Source organism: Salinisphaera sp. SPP-AMP-43, from assembly GCF_049568105.1.
Classification (GTDB): Bacteria; Pseudomonadota; Gammaproteobacteria; order Nevskiales; family Salinisphaeraceae; genus Salinisphaera.
Genome location: NZ_CP145335.1, coordinates 1,976,282 through 1,995,787, shown reverse-complemented (window position 1 = coordinate 1,995,787; position 19,506 = coordinate 1,976,282). Strand labels below are relative to the sequence as shown.

The 19,506-nt window shown below is 62.2% G+C and carries 16 protein-coding genes; 11 read left to right on the top strand and 5 right to left on the bottom strand.

All coding sequences use genetic code 11. From position 1 onward, the window contains the following. Positions 1-12 precede the first annotated feature (12 nt). The gene (locus tag V5738_RS08510) at positions 13-483 is read right to left on the bottom strand and encodes an N-acetyltransferase family protein (RefSeq protein WP_423823990.1); all 471 of its coding nucleotides are present in this window, start codon (positions 481-483) and stop codon (positions 13-15) included. Between the two features lie 157 nt (positions 484-640). Between V5738_RS08510 and V5738_RS08505 the strand changes: the two genes are divergently transcribed. After that, positions 641-2,671, top strand: coding sequence for a potassium transporter Kup (locus tag V5738_RS08505; protein WP_423823989.1), 2,031 nt, complete (start codon positions 641-643; stop codon positions 2,669-2,671). A 201-nt stretch (positions 2,672-2,872) separates the two neighbouring features. Here V5738_RS08505 and V5738_RS08500 read toward each other — a convergent pair whose 3' ends face one another. Next, positions 2,873-3,703, bottom strand: a complete 831-nt coding sequence (locus tag V5738_RS08500) for an aldo/keto reductase (protein ID WP_423823988.1) — start codon at positions 3,701-3,703, stop codon at positions 2,873-2,875. A 55-nt stretch (positions 3,704-3,758) separates the two neighbouring features. On the opposite strand from V5738_RS08500, the gene V5738_RS08495 reads away from it, so the two are divergent. From V5738_RS08495 to V5738_RS08485, 3 genes are all read left to right on the top strand, one after another. Further along, positions 3,759-4,079, top strand: a complete 321-nt coding sequence (locus V5738_RS08495) for an MGMT family protein (RefSeq protein ID WP_423823987.1) — start codon at positions 3,759-3,761, stop codon at positions 4,077-4,079. Positions 4,080-4,219: 140 nt separating this feature from the next. Then, positions 4,220-4,585, top strand: a complete 366-nt coding sequence (locus V5738_RS08490) for a putative quinol monooxygenase (RefSeq protein WP_423823986.1) — start codon at positions 4,220-4,222, stop codon at positions 4,583-4,585. A 190-nt stretch (positions 4,586-4,775) separates the two neighbouring features. After that, positions 4,776-5,819 (top strand): alpha/beta hydrolase, encoded by a 1,044-nt coding sequence (locus tag V5738_RS08485; protein WP_423823985.1) that lies wholly within the window; start codon positions 4,776-4,778, stop codon positions 5,817-5,819. Positions 5,820-6,219: 400 nt separating this feature from the next. Here the strand turns inward: V5738_RS08485 and V5738_RS08480 are convergent, their stop codons facing one another. Together V5738_RS08480 and V5738_RS08475 are read right to left on the bottom strand one after the other, a co-directional pair. Next, on the bottom strand, positions 6,220-6,693 hold the full coding sequence (locus V5738_RS08480) for an EF-hand domain-containing protein (RefSeq protein ID WP_423823984.1): 474 nt from the start codon (positions 6,691-6,693) through the stop codon (positions 6,220-6,222). Positions 6,694-6,734: 41 nt separating this feature from the next. Beyond that, positions 6,735-8,669 (bottom strand): alkaline phosphatase family protein, encoded by a 1,935-nt coding sequence (locus V5738_RS08475; protein ID WP_423823983.1) that lies wholly within the window; start codon positions 8,667-8,669, stop codon positions 6,735-6,737. 262 nt (positions 8,670-8,931) lie between these two features. Here V5738_RS08475 and V5738_RS08470 point away from each other — a divergent pair, with 262 nt between their 5' ends. Further along, complete coding sequence (locus V5738_RS08470; RefSeq protein ID WP_423823982.1) at positions 8,932-10,230, top strand: Nramp family divalent metal transporter; 1,299 nt, start codon at positions 8,932-8,934, stop codon at positions 10,228-10,230. Here V5738_RS08470 and V5738_RS08465 read toward each other — a convergent pair. Next, the gene (locus V5738_RS08465) at positions 10,227-11,459 is read right to left on the bottom strand and encodes an MFS transporter (RefSeq protein WP_423823981.1); all 1,233 of its coding nucleotides are present in this window, start codon (positions 11,457-11,459) and stop codon (positions 10,227-10,229) included. The two genes, V5738_RS08470 and V5738_RS08465, sit on opposite strands and share 4 nt — an antisense overlap. A 135-nt stretch (positions 11,460-11,594) precedes the next feature. Here V5738_RS08465 and typA point away from each other — a divergent pair, with 135 nt between their 5' ends. The 6 genes from typA (at position 11,595) to V5738_RS08435 (ending at position 19,476) form a co-directional block, all read left to right on the top strand. Continuing rightward, on the top strand, positions 11,595-13,424 hold the full coding sequence (typA, locus tag V5738_RS08460; protein ID WP_423823980.1) for a translational GTPase TypA: 1,830 nt from the start codon (positions 11,595-11,597) through the stop codon (positions 13,422-13,424). Between the two features lie 138 nt (positions 13,425-13,562). Further along, entirely contained in the window at positions 13,563-15,191 is a 1,629-nt protein-coding gene (locus V5738_RS08455) for a GNAT family N-acetyltransferase (RefSeq protein ID WP_423823979.1), read from the top strand. A gap of 377 nt (positions 15,192-15,568) precedes the next feature. After that, positions 15,569-16,354, top strand: a complete 786-nt coding sequence (locus V5738_RS08450; RefSeq protein WP_423823978.1) for an NAD-dependent protein deacylase — start codon at positions 15,569-15,571, stop codon at positions 16,352-16,354. Between the two features lie 42 nt (positions 16,355-16,396). Then, entirely contained in the window at positions 16,397-17,161 is a 765-nt protein-coding gene (locus V5738_RS08445; protein WP_423823977.1) for a ParA family protein, read from the top strand. A 58-nt stretch (positions 17,162-17,219) separates the two neighbouring features. After that, complete coding sequence (locus V5738_RS08440; protein ID WP_423823976.1) at positions 17,220-18,680, top strand: NfeD family protein; 1,461 nt, start codon at positions 17,220-17,222, stop codon at positions 18,678-18,680. 1 nt (position 18,681) lies between these two features. After that, positions 18,682-19,476 (top strand): slipin family protein, encoded by a 795-nt coding sequence (locus tag V5738_RS08435; RefSeq protein ID WP_423823975.1) that lies wholly within the window; start codon positions 18,682-18,684, stop codon positions 19,474-19,476. Positions 19,477-19,506: the final 30 nt, after the last annotated feature.

Sequence of the window (19,506 nt, the reverse complement as noted above, 5' to 3'; positions counted from 1 at the left end):
CGCCCAGACCGATCATTGGCCTTCTTTTGGATCGCCATCAAAGCGGATGCGATAGCTGTAGCCATGCTTTTCGAAGTCCAACGACTCATAAAAAGCATGGGCCGCCTCGCGCGCCAGATTGGATGACAGCACGATCTTGTAACAGCCCCTGCCCCGCGCGATTTCGATCGCATGCTGCATCATCGCGCGTCCGATACCCTGGCTCTGGGATGCCGGCTCGACCACGACGTCCTCGATCACCGCCGAGGGCGTGCCGCCATGCCCCAGATTGTCCATGATCAGCAGCGCATAACTGCCGACCGTCCGACCCTCGCGTTCCGCGATATACAACTCGTAGTCTGGATAGCGCTGGATGCGAGCATAGAGCCGTTCAGCCTTGTCGAGCGACAGTACGGCATCGCCGTCCATGTCTGGCTGGGCATAAAGCGAAATGATGTCGGGCAGATCGCTGCGCTGCACCACCCGTAAAGCCAACTCATGCATATGGTATAGGCTAGCACTCGCTCTAAATAAGCCCAACGTGGGCGACAACCTTATGACCGCCGGCAACTAAAACGCATTCCGATAGTATCCTGTAGACAACGATCAAGCCGGTCGGCTTTCCACAGCGACCCGGGCCCTTCAAAAGGAATGGCGTGGCATGACGAGCGATACCTCGGATACCGAAGAGCAAGACCCGTCGGATAACGCATCGACCCGGGATCAACACAAAGCCGAAAAAGGCGAACAAGAACAGATCGCCCAGGCCCATTCTCCAGAAGAGCAGGCCGAGAGCAGCGAAAAAGAAGAAACCTCGGTCGGCACCGGACGACTTTTTGCCCTGTCGCTCGGCGCCCTCGGGGTGTCCTATGGCGATATCGGCACCAGCCCGCTGTATGCACTGCGCGAATGCTTCCGGGGCTCGAGCCATATCGTGCCCAGCAATGCCAACATCATCGGTATTCTGTCGCTGATCTTCTGGGCACTGCTACTGGTCGTGTCGACCAAATACATGCTGTTCGTCACCCGGGCGAACAACAACGGCGAAGGCGGCATGCTGGCCCTGGTCGCCCTGCTCAATCCCTGGCGACCAGATGCCGGCAACCATTCCAAACTGTTGCTCAAGCTCGGCGTATTCGGCAGTGCCCTGCTCTATGGCAGCTTCATGCTCACGCCTGCGATCTCGGTGTCCAGCGCGGTCGAGGGTCTGAATGTCGCGACCAATGTATTCGAACCCTACGTCATCCCCATCACGATCGCCATTCTGATTGCGCTGTTCGCTATTCAAAGCCGGGGCACCGAGGCGGTCGGCCGATTCTTCGGGCCAGTGATGATTGTTTGGTTCAGCACGCTCGCCGTGCTTGGCGTCTACGGCATTGTGCACGAACCCGGGGTACTGGCGGCGATCAACCCTGGGCATGCCGTGGATTTCTTCCTGCGGAACCACTGGACCGGTTTCGTGGTACTGGGCGCGGTATTTCTGGTGGTTACTGGCGGCGAGGCGATGTACGCCGATATGGGCCATTTCGGACGTCGCCCGATTCAGCTCGCCTGGTTCGGGCTGGTGCTACCGGCCCTGCTGCTGAATTACTTTGGCCAGGGCGCGATGATGATCAATGCTCCGGGCCAGTCGGCTAGTCAGCCTTTCTACCACCTGGCGCCGGACTGGGCATTGTACCCGCTGGTGGTCCTGGCCACGGTTGCGACCGTGATCGCCTCCCAGGCTGTGATCTCCGGTGCGTTTTCGCTGACCCGTCAGGCCGTCCAGCTGGGCCAGCTGCCGCCGATGCGGCTGTTCCAGACCTCCTCCGAGGAATACGGTCAGATTTATGTGCCGACCCTGAACTGGCTGCTGATGGTGGCCACCATCGCGCTGGTGATCGGCTTCGGCAGTTCGACCAACCTGGCCTGGGCCTACGGCGTGGGTATTTCCTTTGCTATGACCATCACCTCGGTACTGGTGTTCTTCATCATGCGCGAACGCTGGGGCTGGTCGCTGGCGGTAGCCGCACCGGTCACGATCCTGTTTCTACTGATCGACCTGCCGTTTTTTGGCGCCAATATGCTCAAGATTCCGCATGGCGGCTGGTTCCCGGTGGCCACCGCGATCGTGGTCTTCACCTTGATGGCGACCTGGCGGCGCGGCCGGGAACTACTGGCCCAGCGCCTGACCGAGGACGAACCGGTGCCACTGAACGAATTCATCGACGACCTGGCCACCGAGAACACCACCCGCGTGCCCGGCACGGCGATCTTTTTGACCAGCAGCGATGCCGGCACGCCGCCGATGCTGTTGCATCACCTCGAGCATAACCAAGTACTGCACGAGCGGGTGCTGCTGCTGACCGTACGCACCGAAGACGTACCCCGCATTCCGGCTTCGGACCGGCTCGAGATCGACGACCTCGGCGAAGGCGTGTATCGCGTTTTCGCGCGCTACGGCTTTATGCAGAACCCCAATGTGCCGGTCGCTGTACGACTCTGCGAGCAGTTCGGTATCGAAATCGATACCGATCAGGTGACCTACTATGTTGGTCGCGCAACCATCATTCCCACCGATGAAGTCCCCGGCATGATGCTTTGGCGGGAAAAACTGTTCGCCTATATGTCGCGTAACGCGATCCAGCCCACCTCGTATTACAAGGTCCCACCAGATCGCGTCATCGAACTCGGTCTGCGGGTCGAAATCTAGCGGCGCGAGCGGCGCAGTCGCAGCCGAGGCTCCGTTGCCATTGGGGCCTCGGGCGCGTCCCCTGGCCTGGCTAGGCCAGCGGACGATCACAGCGGGTGTCTGTCTGGCGAACAGGCCCGCCCATCGCGCCTACCGAGTCACGCCACCGCAGGCTCACCAGCGCTATGAATGACGCCCTGTAGGCGAATCCCGTGAATGCGTCTAGTAGATCTGCAGCGGTTCAGGCCCGTCAGGTGGCGCGAACAACTCGTCGAACTCGGCCAAATCGGCAGCCGAGAATTCGATGTCCGCAGCAGCGGCGTTTTCAAGCACACGCTGTGGATGCGCCGACTTGGGAATCGGCATCACGCCCTGCCGGTGCAGCAGCCAAGCCAAGGCTGCCTGACCGGCCGTCATATCGCGCTGGGCGGCGAAATCGCTCAGCCCAGGGTGCTGGGCTAGCCGACCACCGTCGAACGGCGAGTAAGCCATAGTCACCATGCCAGCCTGTTGCAGCCAGTCCAGCAACTCCCACTCGATACCACGCTGATTAAGATTGTAGAGCAGCTGATTGGTCTGGGCAGCCGCGCCACCGGCGTGCACAAACGCCTGGGTCGCGGCCAGATCGAGATTGCTTATCCCGTAGTGACGGATCTTGCCGTCGGCCTGTAACCGCTCGAAGGCCGCGACGGTCTCCTCGAACGGCACACCACCTTGCCAGTGCAGCAGATACAAATCGAGACGATCGGTGCCCAAACGGTGCAGGCTGGCTTCGCAGGCCGCGATCGTATCTTCGAAGCCAGCATTGCTGGGCAACACCTTGCTTACCAGGAAAACCGCGTCGCGACGATCGGCAATCGCCTCGCCGACCCGTCGTTCCGAGCGGCCGCTGCCATACATTTCCGCGGTATCGATCAAGGTCATACCGGCATCGATACCGGCGCGCAGAGCGCTGATCTCGGTTTCGCGCGCGGCCGGGTCGTCGCCGATAAACCAAGTACCCTGACCGATCGCCGGCACGGTTTCGCCACAAGGTAGGGTCAGATATTGCATGGCGCCCAGCCTACGCCAGCGGCAGGGTGTTGTCTGCTCTGGCATGCTCTCGGCCATGAGTACCCCGCTGTCGCACGAACGCATTTTCGCTATCGTTCGCCGGATTCCGGCCGGGCGCGTGGCCACCTACGGTCAGATCGCCCGCTTGGTCGGTCGCCCGAAAGCTGCCCGCCAGATCGGCTATGCCATGCATCGCTGTCCATCGGGCCTGCCCTGGCATCGCGTCATCAACGCCCAGGGCCGAATTTCATTGCCGGCCGACAGCACATCCAGCCTGGCTCAGCGCCGACGCCTGGAAGACGAAGGCGTGGTTTTCATTGGCGGCCGTATCGACCTGGACCGCTACGGCTGGCGCGACGAGCCGGTCGCGGATTGACGGCTGCGCCCCGGCTGTAGCCTCGCCGGCGGCCCGATGCGTCTCGCTGCGCTCGTAGCGGCAATGCCTGTCTGGCGCCACATCGATCGAGCCGATACAGTGCAGGTCGTGATATTTCATCATCCAAACGGTAGCAATCCATGGCTGAGTTGAGCGATACCGGGGTCTCTTTCACCCCCTATTTCGATATCCCGTCCGAGCGGATGGACGAGTTTCGTGCTTTGGTCGAAGAATTCTTGGCGGCCACGGCCAACGAACCGGGTTGTCTGTATTACGGTTTCTGCTTTGCCGGTCAGCAGGCGCTGTGCCGTGAAGGCTATGCCGACGGCGATGCATTTCTGGCGCATCTGAACAACGTCGGCGCGTTATTCGAGCGCGCCCAGCAGATCGCTACGGTCACGCGTATGGAATTGCACGGCCCCGAAGTCGAGCTGGCCAAACTGCGCAAACCACTGGCCGAGCTCGATATCGACTATTACACGCTGGAAGTCGGCTTTCGGCGTTGATACACACGATGGCCCGGGTCGGCAATGGCCGTTAACCTATTCACGACCGCGCTATCGAGGCGATCCACGAAGATCAAACCAGTCGATAGCGCCTGGCCCGTTCTCAGCTGCTAAAAACGCCGGCCTCCGGCGTCGGCGCGCTTGATGGAACGGTGCATTCGGCACTCCAGCGGTCCGAGAGGATTTTCGTATGGCGTCTACCAATCAATCCTTCGAAGCGGGCGCGGCTCGCGGCATGCTCGGATTGCCGGCTGCGCTGCTACGCATCATGGCGGGTCGGCCTATCGTACGCGATGGGCAAACGCTAGACGTGCAATGCCAGCTGCTGCTCAAGATCATGCGTATGCGCGGTGCAACGCTGGGCAGCCGGGCCGTGGCCGAAGAACGGCGCCAGATGGTTGCCCAATCGCAGATGCTGGCCCCGCAGGTCGACGGCGAGGTCGATGCCCACGAAATCCAGCTCGATACGCCGGACGGCCCGCTGGCCGGGCGCTACTACAAACCCGAGGGCTGCCCGAGCCCGTCGCCGGCGATCGTGTTTTACCACGGCGGCGGTTTCGTGCTCGGCGACCTGGATACGCATGACGGCATTTGCCGAGCGCTGGCCGATCGGGCCCAGGCAGTCGTTATCGCCGTCGACTACCGGCTGGCGCCGGAGCACCCGGCCCCGGCTGCGGCACGCGACGCGGTGGCTGCGTTTCGCGATATCGTTGCACGCGCCGAAGCGCTGTCGGTGGATGCCCAGCGTCTGGCCGTAGTCGGCGATAGCGCCGGCGGCAACCTGGCTGCGGTCGTGGCCCAACAAACGCGCCACGATGCGACCGCGCCCTGTTATCAGGTGCTGTTCTATCCAGTGGTCGATTTCGCCGAAGATAAACCATCCAAGGACCGGTTCGCCGAAGGCTTTTTATTGGAAAAAGCCTCTATGGACTGGTTCGAGGATCACTATATTCCTAAAGACCACGATAAACGCGATCCCTGGCTGTCGCCGCTGCACGGCGCCGCCGACAACGCTCCGCCGGCATGGATCGTAACGGCCGGCTTCGACCCGCTGCGCGACGAAGGCGAAGCCTATGGCGCCCTGCTCGAAACCGCCGGGGTGCGCGTCGAAACCCATCGCGAGCCCAGTCTTATCCACGGCTTTTTGAATTTTGCCGGCGGTGTGAAACGAGCCAACAAAGTATTGGACACAAGCGCCCTGCAACTTCGAGCGGCGCTGGGTGCTCCCGCCTGAGGCGCACTCGACCGAACCGCTCTCGCGAGCACGCAGCCGCCGACAACGATTCGCCCTCTTGGCGGGCAAACGGCCGGCCAGCTGCATCGGCATCCAGGGCTAAACGGGCCGGCGTGCGGCGCTAATACCACGACCGGCCGGCTTCGACCTACGCGCTTGCGTAAGCTGCGACGCCGACCTGTACCAGCGTTGACAGGCCTCGAAAGTATTTTGTGTCGTGCAAGCCCGCGCCGCTCGCCGAGAGCCGATCCGATAAGCAGTCGCCGCTCGCGCTTGGCCGGGGGCAAACCCGGCTCATGCCGCCCGTCTTAGTTTTAGCCGTATCCTGCTCAAACCAAGACGGTCCTGCCGCGTGCCAGCCACAGCAGTCCGTCGCGAGCTTGTACGAGACCCCAAAACTCTAGTTCGAACCGCTCTGCTGGCTGCCAGGCCGGGCGTTGTGGAACGCCTTTTTGAGTTCGTCGCTGGATATCGAGCCGTCGCCATTGCTGTCCATACGGTCGAAATACGGCGCAACTGCCTGTTGATACTCCGATTCCGATATCTTGCCGTCGCCGTTGCTATCGATATTGTCGAACCAGCCCGTGATAATGCTTTGACGACGCTGCTTGTCCTGCGCATCGGCATTGGCCGGCAGACCCGGCTGGCCCTTGTCGAATTCCTGTCGATCGAGTTGGCCGTTGCCGTTGCTGTCCAGACGCTCGAACGATCGGCTCTGGGCCGCCTTGGCCTCGGCCCGACTGATCTTGCCATCCTTGTTGGTATCGGCCTGGGTGAGCTGTTCGGCGGCCTGAGCCGCCATCGGCAGGGCCAGCGCCAAGCTGAGCGTGGTTACCGCATAGCGCGCGCACCGGCCGGTGATCATGTTTTTCATAACAAAGTGTCCGCTTGTATGAATGGCTGCCGCGACCCGACCTAGGTTTCGATGTATTCGGTCTCGTCGAAGCGCGTATCTTGTCCATCGGCCCCGAGCTGAATGATCTCGATCGGCTGACCGATATCATTAAACCGTACATAACCCATGCCGGCCTGATTGACCAGCCGACGATTCGAGTCGAGGCGGTGAGGCTGGCGTGGCGATACCCGTAGACGGCGGCGTTTGGTGAACCAGTTCAGAGGCGATTTCGGCGAATACAGCCAGCGATTGAGTCGGTCGAACCAGAGCAGCAGCGATGCCGGAAATTCGTTTTTCACCCCGGAGCTGACGACCTGCCAGATCTGTTGCCGGGTCCGGGCGAAACGTAGCCTGACGTCGTAGACAAAAGAATAATGCACGTCACCCGACAGAATCGTGAAGTTTTCCGGCGTACGACGGTGGCTAAGAATCTGCAGCATCGCTACGGCGGCGCCCCGATGCGCCATCCAGTTCTCGGCATCGACCATCAACGGCTTGCCAAACCAGGTGAACACACGCTGGACGTTTTCGATCAGTTTAACGCCGAAAACCGGTGCCGCCGAGACGATGATCGCGCTCGAGCGGCCGATCAGATCGTTCTGCATGGTGGTCAGCGCTTCCCAGTTCATCAGCCCCGAAGGCCGGTCGGGCTTGCGCGAACGACGCCAGCGATGCATCCGGGTATCCAGTACCAGCACCGGCGGATCGGTTTCGATCGTGTAGTGCCAGACATCGAAATCCAGCAGTGCATCAATCAATCGATCCTGATGCTGGGCGCTCGGGTCCTCGGCAAAGCGCATCAATGGTTCGTCCAGCCGCGGTGCAAAGGCCTCCGGCCGGTTCGACCAGCCCTGACAGATCGTATAGGCAATCAAGGCATTGCCGATGATGCGACGAGAAAACGGATGGCCATAGGCCGATTCTTCCCAGTCTGCCGTGAGGTTCCAGTCGTCGGTGATATCGTGATCATCGAAGATCATGGCCGTCGGCACATTGGCCATCAGACGCCGTGCTCCTGGCAACTGCCGCACGAAAGCCTCGATGACGCGCTGTTCCGCGCTATAGCGTTTAGCCCGTTCGTCGGACAGCGCGGGCGTTTCGACGGTCAGTTCTCGCCAGAGCACATCCGACCAGGTCAGTAGATACATCGCCATCACTTCGGCAAACGTGATCAGATGATTGCCCGAGCTGGCCGAGCTGAATACCGGCTTGCGTTTGCCACCGAAAAACCGCTCGCGCAGGAGCGTGGTCCCCTGCTCGCGGGGCAGTAGTTCATCGCGCTGGTAATAGGTATAGGCACTGGCATACAGCGCGGCACTATCGCTGACAGTCGCGCCATGCAAGTCTTCCGGCCAGAGCCCCAGCCGCTCGATGGTTTGATGAATCGCGGCCAGCATCGGTCCGGCTACGTCGTCGGCATAGATCTGGTCGCCGGTCAGAAGCAGCTGCCCCGGCCAGTCCGCCGGCTTGGGTCGCCGCGCAGCCAGCCACTGGTCGGCGCGAGTCATGCCATCGGGCGAGTCGTGGTGCGGACGCCGGCAAGAGCCGTGCAGTACATGCTCCAGATGTTGCCGGACGACGAATCGCGGTCGGACGTCGCCGTCGTAACATAGGCCGGGCTCGGCCTCGGCCAGCGAGGCCATTCGGTCGCCACAGCGCAGGTCGTAGCCGACCGGTGAGTCGAGCGGCAATGGGGCCCGCCCGGCGGCCTCTAGATCGACGTCGATCAGATGCACGAACGCGGTCGTGCCCACCGCAACCACGCGATCGTACGGCGCCAGAGCGATCCGGTCGTCCGCGATCGTGCCCTGCCCGTCCCGTTCGCGATATAGGGCGAGCTCGAGCGCATCGCGGTCACGCGTCACGAGCCACAAGCCGAGCCGGCCGGAGTCCACACGACGCAGAATCGGCCCGGCGATCACCAGCGGCAACTGAGAGTTAGAGTCGGCGGTCATGCGCGGATTATAACGACTGGCTCATGGTCTGCCGCAGCGCTCGGAACGCGTCACGGCCAATACCGGGTTCGGCGTGTCTTTCCATCGTTTTCGCTCCCGGGCTTGCGCCGGAATCACAATCAGCAGTAAATTTTAGCCATGGCTTATTTTTGCAATATGGGCTGATTATCAGCGTGCCCACCATCCAGTCGCGCCGTTGGGACCTATGGCCAGCACCGCAGCGATTCGTATTGCAGACCGCGATTTTAGGGAGCCGTGCCGCATGAGCACGACCGACGTCGATAACGATTTTCTGCCCGGCGAAGGCGCGACCGTACGCGCTGCCCAGGCAGCACTGGCCGGCGAACAGCGCGGCATCAAGCGATTTCTGCCTTTTCTCGGCCCTGCTTTCATCGCCTCGGTCGCCTATATCGATCCCGGCAATTTCGCGACCAATATTCAGGCGGGCTCGAGCTATGGTTATATGCTGCTCTGGGTGGTGCTGGCCTCGAACCTGATGGCGGTACTGATCCAGTCGATGTCGGCCAAGCTGGGCATCGCCACCGGCCGCAACCTGCCTGAGGTGGCCCGCGAGCGCTTCTCCAAACCGGTCACCATCGGGCTTTGGATTCAAGCCGAATTCATCGCGATTGCCACCGATCTGGCCGAGTTCATCGGCGGCGCCCTCGGACTACATCTGCTGTTCGGTATTCCGCTGTTTCCGGCGGCAGTGATCACCGGAATCTTCTCGTTTGCCCTGCTCGAGCTTCAACGGCGCGGTTTTCGCCCTCTGGAAGCCGGTATCACGGTACTGGTCGGGGTGGTGGTGGTCTCGTTCGGCTACGAAGTCTGGATCGCCAAGCCGGATGGCTCGGATCTGCTGGCAGGTCTGTTCGTGCCGACCCTGGCCGGAACCAACAGCCTGATGCTGGCTGCCGGCATTCTAGGCGCGACCGTCATGCCGCATGTGATCTATCTGCATTCGGCGCTGACCCAGCGCCGCGTGATCGGCCGCGACGAAGCCGAGCGGCGCCGGATCTTTCGCTTCGAGTTCGTCGATATTCTGATCGCTATGGGCGTAGCCGGGCTGATCAACGGCGCTATGCTGGTCATGGCAGCCGGTCTGTTTCACAACAGCGGCGATGTCGTCTCCACGCTCGAGGGCGCCTTTGCCCGGCTCGATAATCACGCCGGCAGTCTGGCGGCGATCCTGTTCGGGGTCGGCCTGTTGGCTAGCGGCTTTTCCAGTTCCTCGGTCGGCACGATGAGCGGCCAAATCGTCATGCAGGGCTATATCAACCGCCAGATCCCATTGTTCCTGCGTCGCTTGGTGACGATGGCACCGGCGCTGATCATTCTCGCCGTCGGCGTGGATCCGACCACCGCCCTGGTGATGAGCCAGGTGGTGTTGTCGTTCGGCATCCCCTTCGCGCTGATTCCGCTGCTGATGTTCTGTTCGAATCGACAACTCATGGGCAGCCTGGTCAACCGCCGTATCACCACCGTGACAGCTTGGGGCGTGGCGACTGCGATCATCGCCCTCAATGTATTCCTGCTGTACCGGACCCTGTTCGGGCTTTAATCGGCCAGGCGGGCCTCACGCCGCTGCCAGAGCGTCAGCCGGATCGTCACGACCAATCCAATCACCAAGATCGTGGCCACCATGCTGGCCACGCCAGCCCAGCCATAGCCGGACCAGAACAGGCCGCCGATCGAGCCGACCACGCTCGAGCCGAGGTAGTAACCCAGTAGATACAGCCCGGCTGCATGCCCTTTGCCGTGGTCGGCCAACAATCCGACCCACCCGCTGGCGGTCGAATGTCCAGCGAAGAAACCGATCGTCAGCACCCCGATGCCCGCCACGATCGCGATCAGCGAATCTGGCCACATCAACGCCAAGCCCAGCCCCATCAGCACGATCGCGAATACCAGCACCGGCGGCCGGCCACGCCGATCGGCGATCTTGCCAGCCACCGCCGAAGTCACGATCCCCAGCATATAGACGACGAATACCGCGCCGATCGCGCCTTGGCTGAGGTCGAACGGCGGCTCGGACAGGCGATAAGCGACATAGTTGTAGACCGAAACAAACGCGCCCATGAACAAAAAACCGCAGAAAAATACCCAGGGCAGCGCGTGGTGACGCATATGCGCAACCACCGGACCGGCATGCTCACGAATCGACAGGCCGCGCTGGGCCATAAAATTACGCGAACGCGGCAACAGCCAGACGAAAACCGCCGCGGCCACGAAGCCGATCACGCCCAGAGCGGCGATCGCTATGCGCCAGCCGAAGACCTCGGCGATCAGGCCGGCGATCACCCGGCCGCCCATACCGCCACAGGCGGTGCCGCCGATATACAGGCCGGTGGCAGTACCCAGATCTGCCGGCTTGATCTCCTCGGACAAGTAGGCGATCGCCAGCGCTGGTACGCCGCCCAGGGCGATACCCTCCAGCGCCCGGGCCGCCAGTAAAGTCGCCCAACCGGGGGCAATGGCAGCCACCAGCGACAACATGGCCGAGCCGAACAGCGACGCAGTCATCACGGTTTTGCGCTCGATCGCGCCAGACATGAGCCCAGCGATGAACAGAGTGAAGGCGAGCACCCCCGTGGTCACCGACAGCGACAGACTCGATACCGCAGCCGACACACCGAAGGTCTGCGAGAACATCGGCATGAGCGGCTGGACCGAATACATGGAAGAGAACGTCGCGAAACCGGCCGCGAACAGGGCTAGATTGACCTTCCAATACTCGGATGTGCCGCGTTCCAGATAGCGTGGCGGGCGCTGCTGACTCGATTCGCTCATTCGACTATCGTGGCATAACTGCATCATGAAACGAATCGGCCGTTCGGAATTTTTCCCAATCGATTACGACTTTCGGCTAGCCGTAGGCGCTTTGATACTCGATAATGGCGCGTTTTCCAAAGCGCCGGCCTTTACATGATCGATAACCTTCGCAACATCGCGATCATCGCCCACGTCGACCACGGCAAGACCACGCTCGTGGACTGCCTGCTCCGTCAGTCGGGCACCTTCGACGCCCGCGACGACGTCGCCGACCGGATCATGGACTCCAACGATCTGGAAAAAGAACGCGGTATCACGATCACGTCGAAGAACACGGCCATCGAATGGCGCGACCCGGAATCCGACGAGGTGTACCACATCAACATCGTCGATACCCCGGGCCACGCCGACTTCGGGGGTGAAGTCGAGCGCGTGCTGTCGATGGTCGACTCGGTCCTGCTGCTGGTCGATGCGGTCGATGGGCCGATGCCCCAGACCCGCTTCGTCACTGGCAAGGCCTTCGAGCTAGGCCTGAACCCGATCGTGGTCATCAACAAGATCGACCGCGACGGCGCCCGCCCGGACTGGGTGCTGAACGAAACCTTCGATCTGTTCGACTCCCTCGGCGCGACCGAGGAGCAGCTCGACTTCCCGGTGGTCTATGCGTCGGCGATCGGCGGCTATGCCGGTATGGAGGAGTCGGTGCGCGAAGGCGACATGCTGCCGTTGTTCCGGACCATCACCGGCAACGTTGCTGCCCCGCCGGTGAACCTGGACGGCAAGTTCCAGATGCAGATCACCACGCTGGACTACAACAGCTTCGTCGGCCAGATCGGTATCGGCCGGATCGCCCGTGGCACCATCAAGCCCTCGAGCAACGTCACCATCGTCGACCGCGAAGGCGGCACCCGCAACGCACGGGTGGCCAATGTATTCGGCTTTCTGGGGCTGAACCGGGTCGAAGTCGACGAAGCCCAGGCCGGCGATATCGTCGCTCTGACCGGCATGAACGATCTGGATATCTCGGACACGCTCTGCGACCCGGCCCAGCCCGAGTCGCTGCCGGCGCTGACGGTCGACGAGCCGACCATGAGCATGACCTTCGAGGTCAACAAATCGCCCCTGGCTGGCAAGGACGGCAGCTATCTGACCTCGCGCCAGATCCGCGAGCGGCTCGCGCGTGAACTCAAGTCCAACGTGGCCCTGCGCGTCGAGGAAGGCGGCGATGCGGATCGCTTCAAGGTCTCCGGCCGCGGCCTGCTGCATCTGTCGGTGCTGCTCGAGACCATGCGCCGCGAAGGCTACGAGCTGTCGGTCTCGCGCCCGGAAGTGGTCACCCGCGAGGTCGACGGCGAAATTCAGGAGCCCTACGAGCTGCTGATGTGCGATGTCGAGGACGACCACCAGGGTTCGGTCATCGAAAACATCCAGCACCGTCGCGGCCAGCTCCAGAACATGGTGCCGGACGGCAAGGGCCGGACCCGGCTGGAATTTATGATTCCGTCGCGGGGCCTGATTGGTTTCCAGACCGAGTTCATGAGCCTGACCTCGGGCACCGGCATCGTCACCCATGTGTTCGATCACTACGGCAAGCTCGGCAATGCGGCCATCGGTCAGCGCAATAAAGGCGTGCTGATCGCCAATGCGCCGGGCAAGGCCGTGGCGTTCGCGATCTTCAATCTGCAGGATCGGGGCGAAATGATGGTCGGGCCTAACGACGAGGTCTACGAAGGCATGGTCGTGGGCATCCATTCGCGCGAGAATGATCTCACCGTCAACGTCCAGAAAGCTAAGCAGCTCACTAACGTGCGCGCGGCGGGTACGGACGAGAACATCCAGCTCACCCCGGCCACGCGCATGACGCTCGAACAGGCGCTGGAGTTCATCAACGACGACGAACTGGTCGAGGTCACCCCCGAATCGGTCCGGGTGCGCAAGCGTTGGCTCAAGGAGCACGAGCGCAAGAAGGCCGCCCGCGGCTAGCCACGGGGCCCACCGACGACTTGTGCTGTCGCCGGCGGGCCCGTAGTTTCGGGCGCGACCGCTGTCGCCCTACGTCGATACCCGGGGCCGGGGGTGCAATAGCCTCCGGCCGCGGGTATTTTTTCATCAGGAGTTGCCATGGCGCCTCAGAACAGTCGTTCCCGCCTGATCGTCCGCAAGGCCAAGCTATCGGATATTCCGGCCATCAACCGGATCGTGCAACGCGCCTATCCGAAGATGGACGATTATTCCTTCGACGAACTGCGCGGCCAGATCAATAACTTCCCCGAAGGCCAGTTGGTCGCGGTCTATGAAGACCGGGTCGTCGGTTATTGTGCGACCATCTGTCTGCCGGAACTTCAGGTCATGCGCCAACACAGCTGGGCGCAGATCTCAGGCAATGGCTACGGCTCGACCCACGATATCGACGGCGACTATCTCTACGGTTATGAGATCTGCGTCGATCCCGATGCCCGGGGCTTGCGCATCGGCCGGCGCCTGTATCGCGAACGTGAGGCCCTGGCAGTCAAACTGGGCCTGAAAGGCATCGTCTTCGTGGGTCGTCTGCCGGGGCTGCGCCGTCGCTACAAGCAGTTCGGCAGCGCCCAGGCCTATGTCGATGCGGTCGCCAACAAGACCATCCGCGACCGGATCTTGTCGTTCCAGCTTTCCGAAGGCTACGAGCTGCTGGGCGTGATGCCGAACTATCTGCCGGACGACCCGGATTCGATGGGCTACGGCGCCCACCTGCTCTGGCGCAATCCCGAGTACAAATACCGCGAAGATGTCGCCGGCGACTCGCATGTCCATCTGCAGCGGCGCAATACGGTACGTATCGCGACCGTGCAGTACATGCAGCGCGCAGTCGATTCCTTCGACGAATTCGCCCAGATCGTGACCTACTTCGTACGCGAAACTGCCGATGCCAAGTCGGACTTCGTGGTTTTTCCGGAGCTATTCACGGTCCAGCTGCTATCGATCAAGAACGAGGAGCTGCATCGTCGAGCCGCGATCTGGCGCCTGGCCGATTTCTGCGACGATTTCCGTGAGCTCATGGCCAATCTGGCCGTGCGTTTCAATATCAACATCATCGCCGGCTCGCATCCGACCCAGGTGGGCGACGAGCTGCAAAACATCGGCTATATCTATCTCCGTGACGGTTCGGAGTACATGCAGCCCAAGATCCACCCCACGCCAGGCGAGCGCGAGCACTGGAACATCGTCGGCGGCGATTCGCTCAATGCCATCGAGACCGACTGCGGCCCGATCGGGGTACTGGTCTGCTATGACAGCGAATTCCCCGAACTTTCCCGGCACTTGGCCGATCAGGGCATCAATATCTTGTTCGTGCCGTTTTCGACCGAGGACCGCGCCGGCTATCTGCGGGTACGCTACTCGGCACATGCGCGGGCGGTAGAAAACCAGATCTATGTCGCGACCGCCGGCAATACCGGCAACCTGCCGCGTATCCATGCCATGGATATGCACTATGCCCAGTCGGCAATCGTTACCCCCTGTGACTTCGCCTTTGCCCGCGACGGCATCGCGGCCGACACGACGCCCAACGCCGAAATGGTCGCGATCGCCGATGTCCGACTGGACACGCTGCACGAAGCCCGCACCTCGGGCTCGGTGCAGAACATGCTGGACCGCCGCCACGACCTGTATCGCGTGCAATGGAAACCGCGCCGTCGAGCGGCCTCCAGCGCGCCTCGGGCCGGTTCCGGACCGCGCCAGCGGGCCTCGACCGAGTCCAACGACGGCTAGACGATTCGGCGACCTGTTTTCGGCAGTCCGCACCGGCGACAAGCTGCGGCCGCAGCTTGTCGCCGTGACACGCCAAAGGCGCCACACCGCGACGCACGGGCACCGGTCTTTACGACGGCATCTTGACGGGTCGCCTCGAAGCGCTGGCGCGTCTCGTGCCTGGGTTCGGCTGCCCTATGCCGATTACGCGTCGCACGGCGCTCGCACGCGTTTGGCTCGGTATTCGGTGGCCGGCTTGCCCGATCCGCAGCGAGCGTGCCACGACGAGGCCACTGAGCTCGCTCAAGCTCCTGTTTTATCGACGTCTTACTCGATCTTCCTGCAAGGCTGATCCCAATCGCCTCGCAACGCAGCGCGACAGGGCCTAACATGAGGCCATGACCGCAGACACTGCTCTCGATCCACAAACCATCGCGACCGCCGCCCGACTGATAGCCGATCGCCAGCGCCTGCTAGTGCTCACCGGCGCCGGCATTTCGGCGGAATCGGGCATCCCGACTTTTCGCCAAGCCCAAACCGGTCTCTGGGCGCGCTATGCGCCAGAAGATCTAGCCACTCCGGAGGCATTCGCTGCGCATCCAGAACGGGTCTGGAGCTGGTATCAATGGCGGCGTACCCTGATTGCTCGCGGCGGGATCAATGCCGGACACCGGGCGATCGCTGGGTTCGAGCCGCGATTCGAGGTCACGGTCGCTACCCAGAATGTCGACGGACTGCATGCCGCCGCGGGCAGCACGCGGGTCGCTGAATTACATGGCAGCATCTGGCGCGAACGTTGTAGCCGCTGCGATACCACGCTCGAGGTGCCGGTCGCTGAGCCGGCCGACGAGACGCCCGGCTATTGCGCGGTCTGCGGCGCCATGAGCCGTCCGGACGTGGTCTGGTTCGGCGAGAGGCTGCCGGCCCAGGCGGTGGAGACGGCCGATGCCGCACTCGCCCGGGCCGAGGCTGTGATCGTGGTCGGCACTTCCAATCGCGTCTATCCGGCCGCGGCCTTGGTCGATGCCGCCGTTGCTTCGAGCGCGCCGGTGATCGAGATCAACCCGGAAGCTACCCCGGTATCCGGGACCGTGGACTGCCGCCTGGCGGCGACTGCCAGTACGGCTTTACCCGCGATCGCCAACGCGCTCGACGGCGCATCGGCCGGTCGATATGATCAATAACGACAAGACATCCCAGCAGCTGGGGCTCAGCCAAGGACACTCATGACGACTCGGGTCGTGTTCAACCAGAAAGGCGGTGTCGGAAAGACGACACTGTTGTGCAATCTCGCGGCGATCGCCGCCGAGCGCGGCAAGAAACAAACGCTGGTGATCGATCTAGATGCCCAGTGCAACGCCAGCCAGTATTTGCTGTCCTCCGATGGCCGCCAGGCCGAATCCGGCAGCGCCGATTTTTTCGAAGCCACCCTCGAACGTGGCCGCAGAGACGAAACGCTGGCCGACTACGTGACCGAGACACCGTTTGATCGTCTGTCAGTGATGGCCGCCCACCCCGACCTGGAAGGGCTGCGGGTCAAACTCGAGACCAAGCACAAGATCTACAAACTGCGCCAGGCACTCGACAAACTGGACGGTTTCGACGAGATCTTCATCGACACCCCACCGGCTCTGAATTTCTTCTCCCAGTCAGCACTGATCGCTGCCGACCGCTGCCTGATTCCCTTCGACTGTGACGATTTCGCACGCCAGGCGCTGTATGCGCTGTTCGACAATATTCACGAGATCCAGGAGGACCACAATCCGGCGCTAACGATCGACGGTATCGTGGTCAATCAGTTTCAGCCCCGGGCCAAATTACCCCAGCGCATGCTCGCGGAACTACGCGACGAAGGCCATCCCATCATCGACCAACATGTGACCAGCTCGATCAAGGTACGCGAATCGCACGACGCATCGATTCCGCTGATCCACTATGCGCCCGGGCACAAGGTCACCCGTCAGCTGGTCGCACTCTACGAGGTGTTGTAACCGCATCCACTCGGCGGCTCGATGCGTTCATATGCCTATGCAGCCCGTACACCGCCGCATGCTACGTCTGATCGCCGCCACCGCCCTGGCTGTGGCCGCGCTGTGGCTGATGGTGGCGGCTGCTGCCGGCGTTCGATCGCAGACGGCCCGAGAAATCCCCATCGACGGCGCGATCGGTCCGGCGATCGGCAGTTATGTTGTCGATGAAATCAATGCCGCCAACCAGGCCCGGGCGCCGTTGATCATCCTGCGTCTGGATACGCCGGGCGGCCTGTCGCAGTCGATGCGCGATATCGTCAAGGCGATCCTGAATTCCTCGGTGCCCGTGGTCGGCTATGTCGGGCCCTCCGGCGCTCGTGCAGCCAGTGCCGGTACTTATATTCTGTATGCCACGCATATCGCAGCCATGGCCCCAGCGACCAATCTCGGTGCGGCTACGCCGATCGAGTTGGGCGGCGGCTCGACGCCGCAGTCCGACAACCAACGCGACCAGCCGCAAGATGAGGCCAAGAATTCAGACGACTCCGAACAGGGTTCGGAAAGCGGCGATGCGACCGCGGATACGCTGAATCTCGACAACGGCGCGACCGAGCGCCGCAAGCAGGTCAACGATGCGGTCGCCTATATCCGCAGCCTGGCCGAACGACGCGACCGCAACGCGGAATGGGCCGAACAGGCAGTACGCGAGGCCGCCAGCCTCTCGGCGAGCGCCGCGCTCAAGAACAATGTGATCGACGTAGTGGCCGACAACGAACAGGCTCTGCTCAAACAGATCGATGGCCGCACGGTCGAAACCGCGGCCGGCCCGGTGACCCTGCATACCCAGAATCTGTCGATCGAGGCGCTCGAACCGGGCTGGCGGACCGAGCTACTGGCCATCGTCACCGATCCGACGGTCGCCTATCTGCTGTTCATGATCGGTATCGTTGGGCTGGCCGCCGAAGCACTCAATCCCGGCGCTACCCTGCCGGGCGTGGTCGGTGGCATCAGCCTGGTGACAGCGCTGTTCGCATTTCATGTGCTACCGGTCAGCTATAGCGGCGCGGCCCTGATCCTGCTAGGCGTACTCCTGTTCGTGGCCGAGGCTTTCGTCCCAAGCTTTGGCGCACTTGGCCTCGGCGGTATCGCAGCGATCGTGTTCGGCTCGATCATGCTGATGGACAGCGATGTGCCCGGCTATGGGGTGTCCATGGGGGTAATCATTGGCATCGCGATCACGGCCGTGCTGATTCTTGGGCTGATGGTCTGGCTGTTCGCCCGATCCCGCCGCCATCATGTCGAAACCGGCCATGAGGGCTTGATCGGTCGCGACTGCGTGGCCCTACTCGACTTCGAGCGCGAAGGCCGGGTCTGGCTGCACGGCGAATCCTGGCAGGCCGTTAGCGACACCCCGGTGGTTCGCGATCAGACCCTGACGGTCACCGGCGCCCGCGGGCTCACGGTATTCGTACGGCCCAAGGCCGAAACCACCGCCCACGCTCATCCCAACAATGCCGGCCGGCGGCCGGAAGGATCCTGACATGCTGTTCAATATCGTGATTGCCGTGATCGTATTGCTGGCGATCTTCGTATTCGCCTCGATCAAGATTCTGCCGGAGTACGAGCGCGGTGTGATGTTCACCCTCGGCCGTATGACCGGCGTCAAAGGCCCGGGCCTGTTCTTCGTCGTGCCGATCATCCAGAAGATGATCAAGGTCGATATGCGCGTGACCGTCATGGACGTGCCAGCCCAGGAAGTCATCTCCCGCGACAACGTCTCGGTTCAGGTCAACGCCGTGGTCTATTTCCGCGTCATCGAAGCTAACAAGGCGATCGTCGAAGTCGAGAATTTCTTCACGGCGATCAGCCAGCTGTCTCAGACCACCCTGCGTAGCGTACTCGGCCAGCACGACCTGGACGACATGCTCGCCGAGCGTGAAAAGCTCAATACCCATATCCAGGAGATTCTCGACCGCCAGACCGATGCCTGGGGTATCAAGGTGGCCAATGTGGAGATCAAACAAGTCGAGCTCGACGAGAGCATGACCCGCGCGATCGCCCGCCAAGCAGAAGCCGAGCGCTCGCGGCGCGCCAAGATCATCAACGCCGAGGGCGAACTGCAGGCCGCCGAAAACCTGCGCGACGCCGCGCACCAGCTGGCCGCCGAACCCCAGGCCATGCAGCTGCGCTATCTACAGACGCTCCTCGATATGGGCAACAACGAAAACGCTACGATCGTCTTCCCGCTGCCCATGGACCTGATCGAGCCGTTGCTCAAGGCCGCCAAGCGACACAACGGCGACGACGTGGCCGACAACACCGACAGCCGGCCATAAAACCGGCCCGCTACCCAGCGGGCTGTGCTA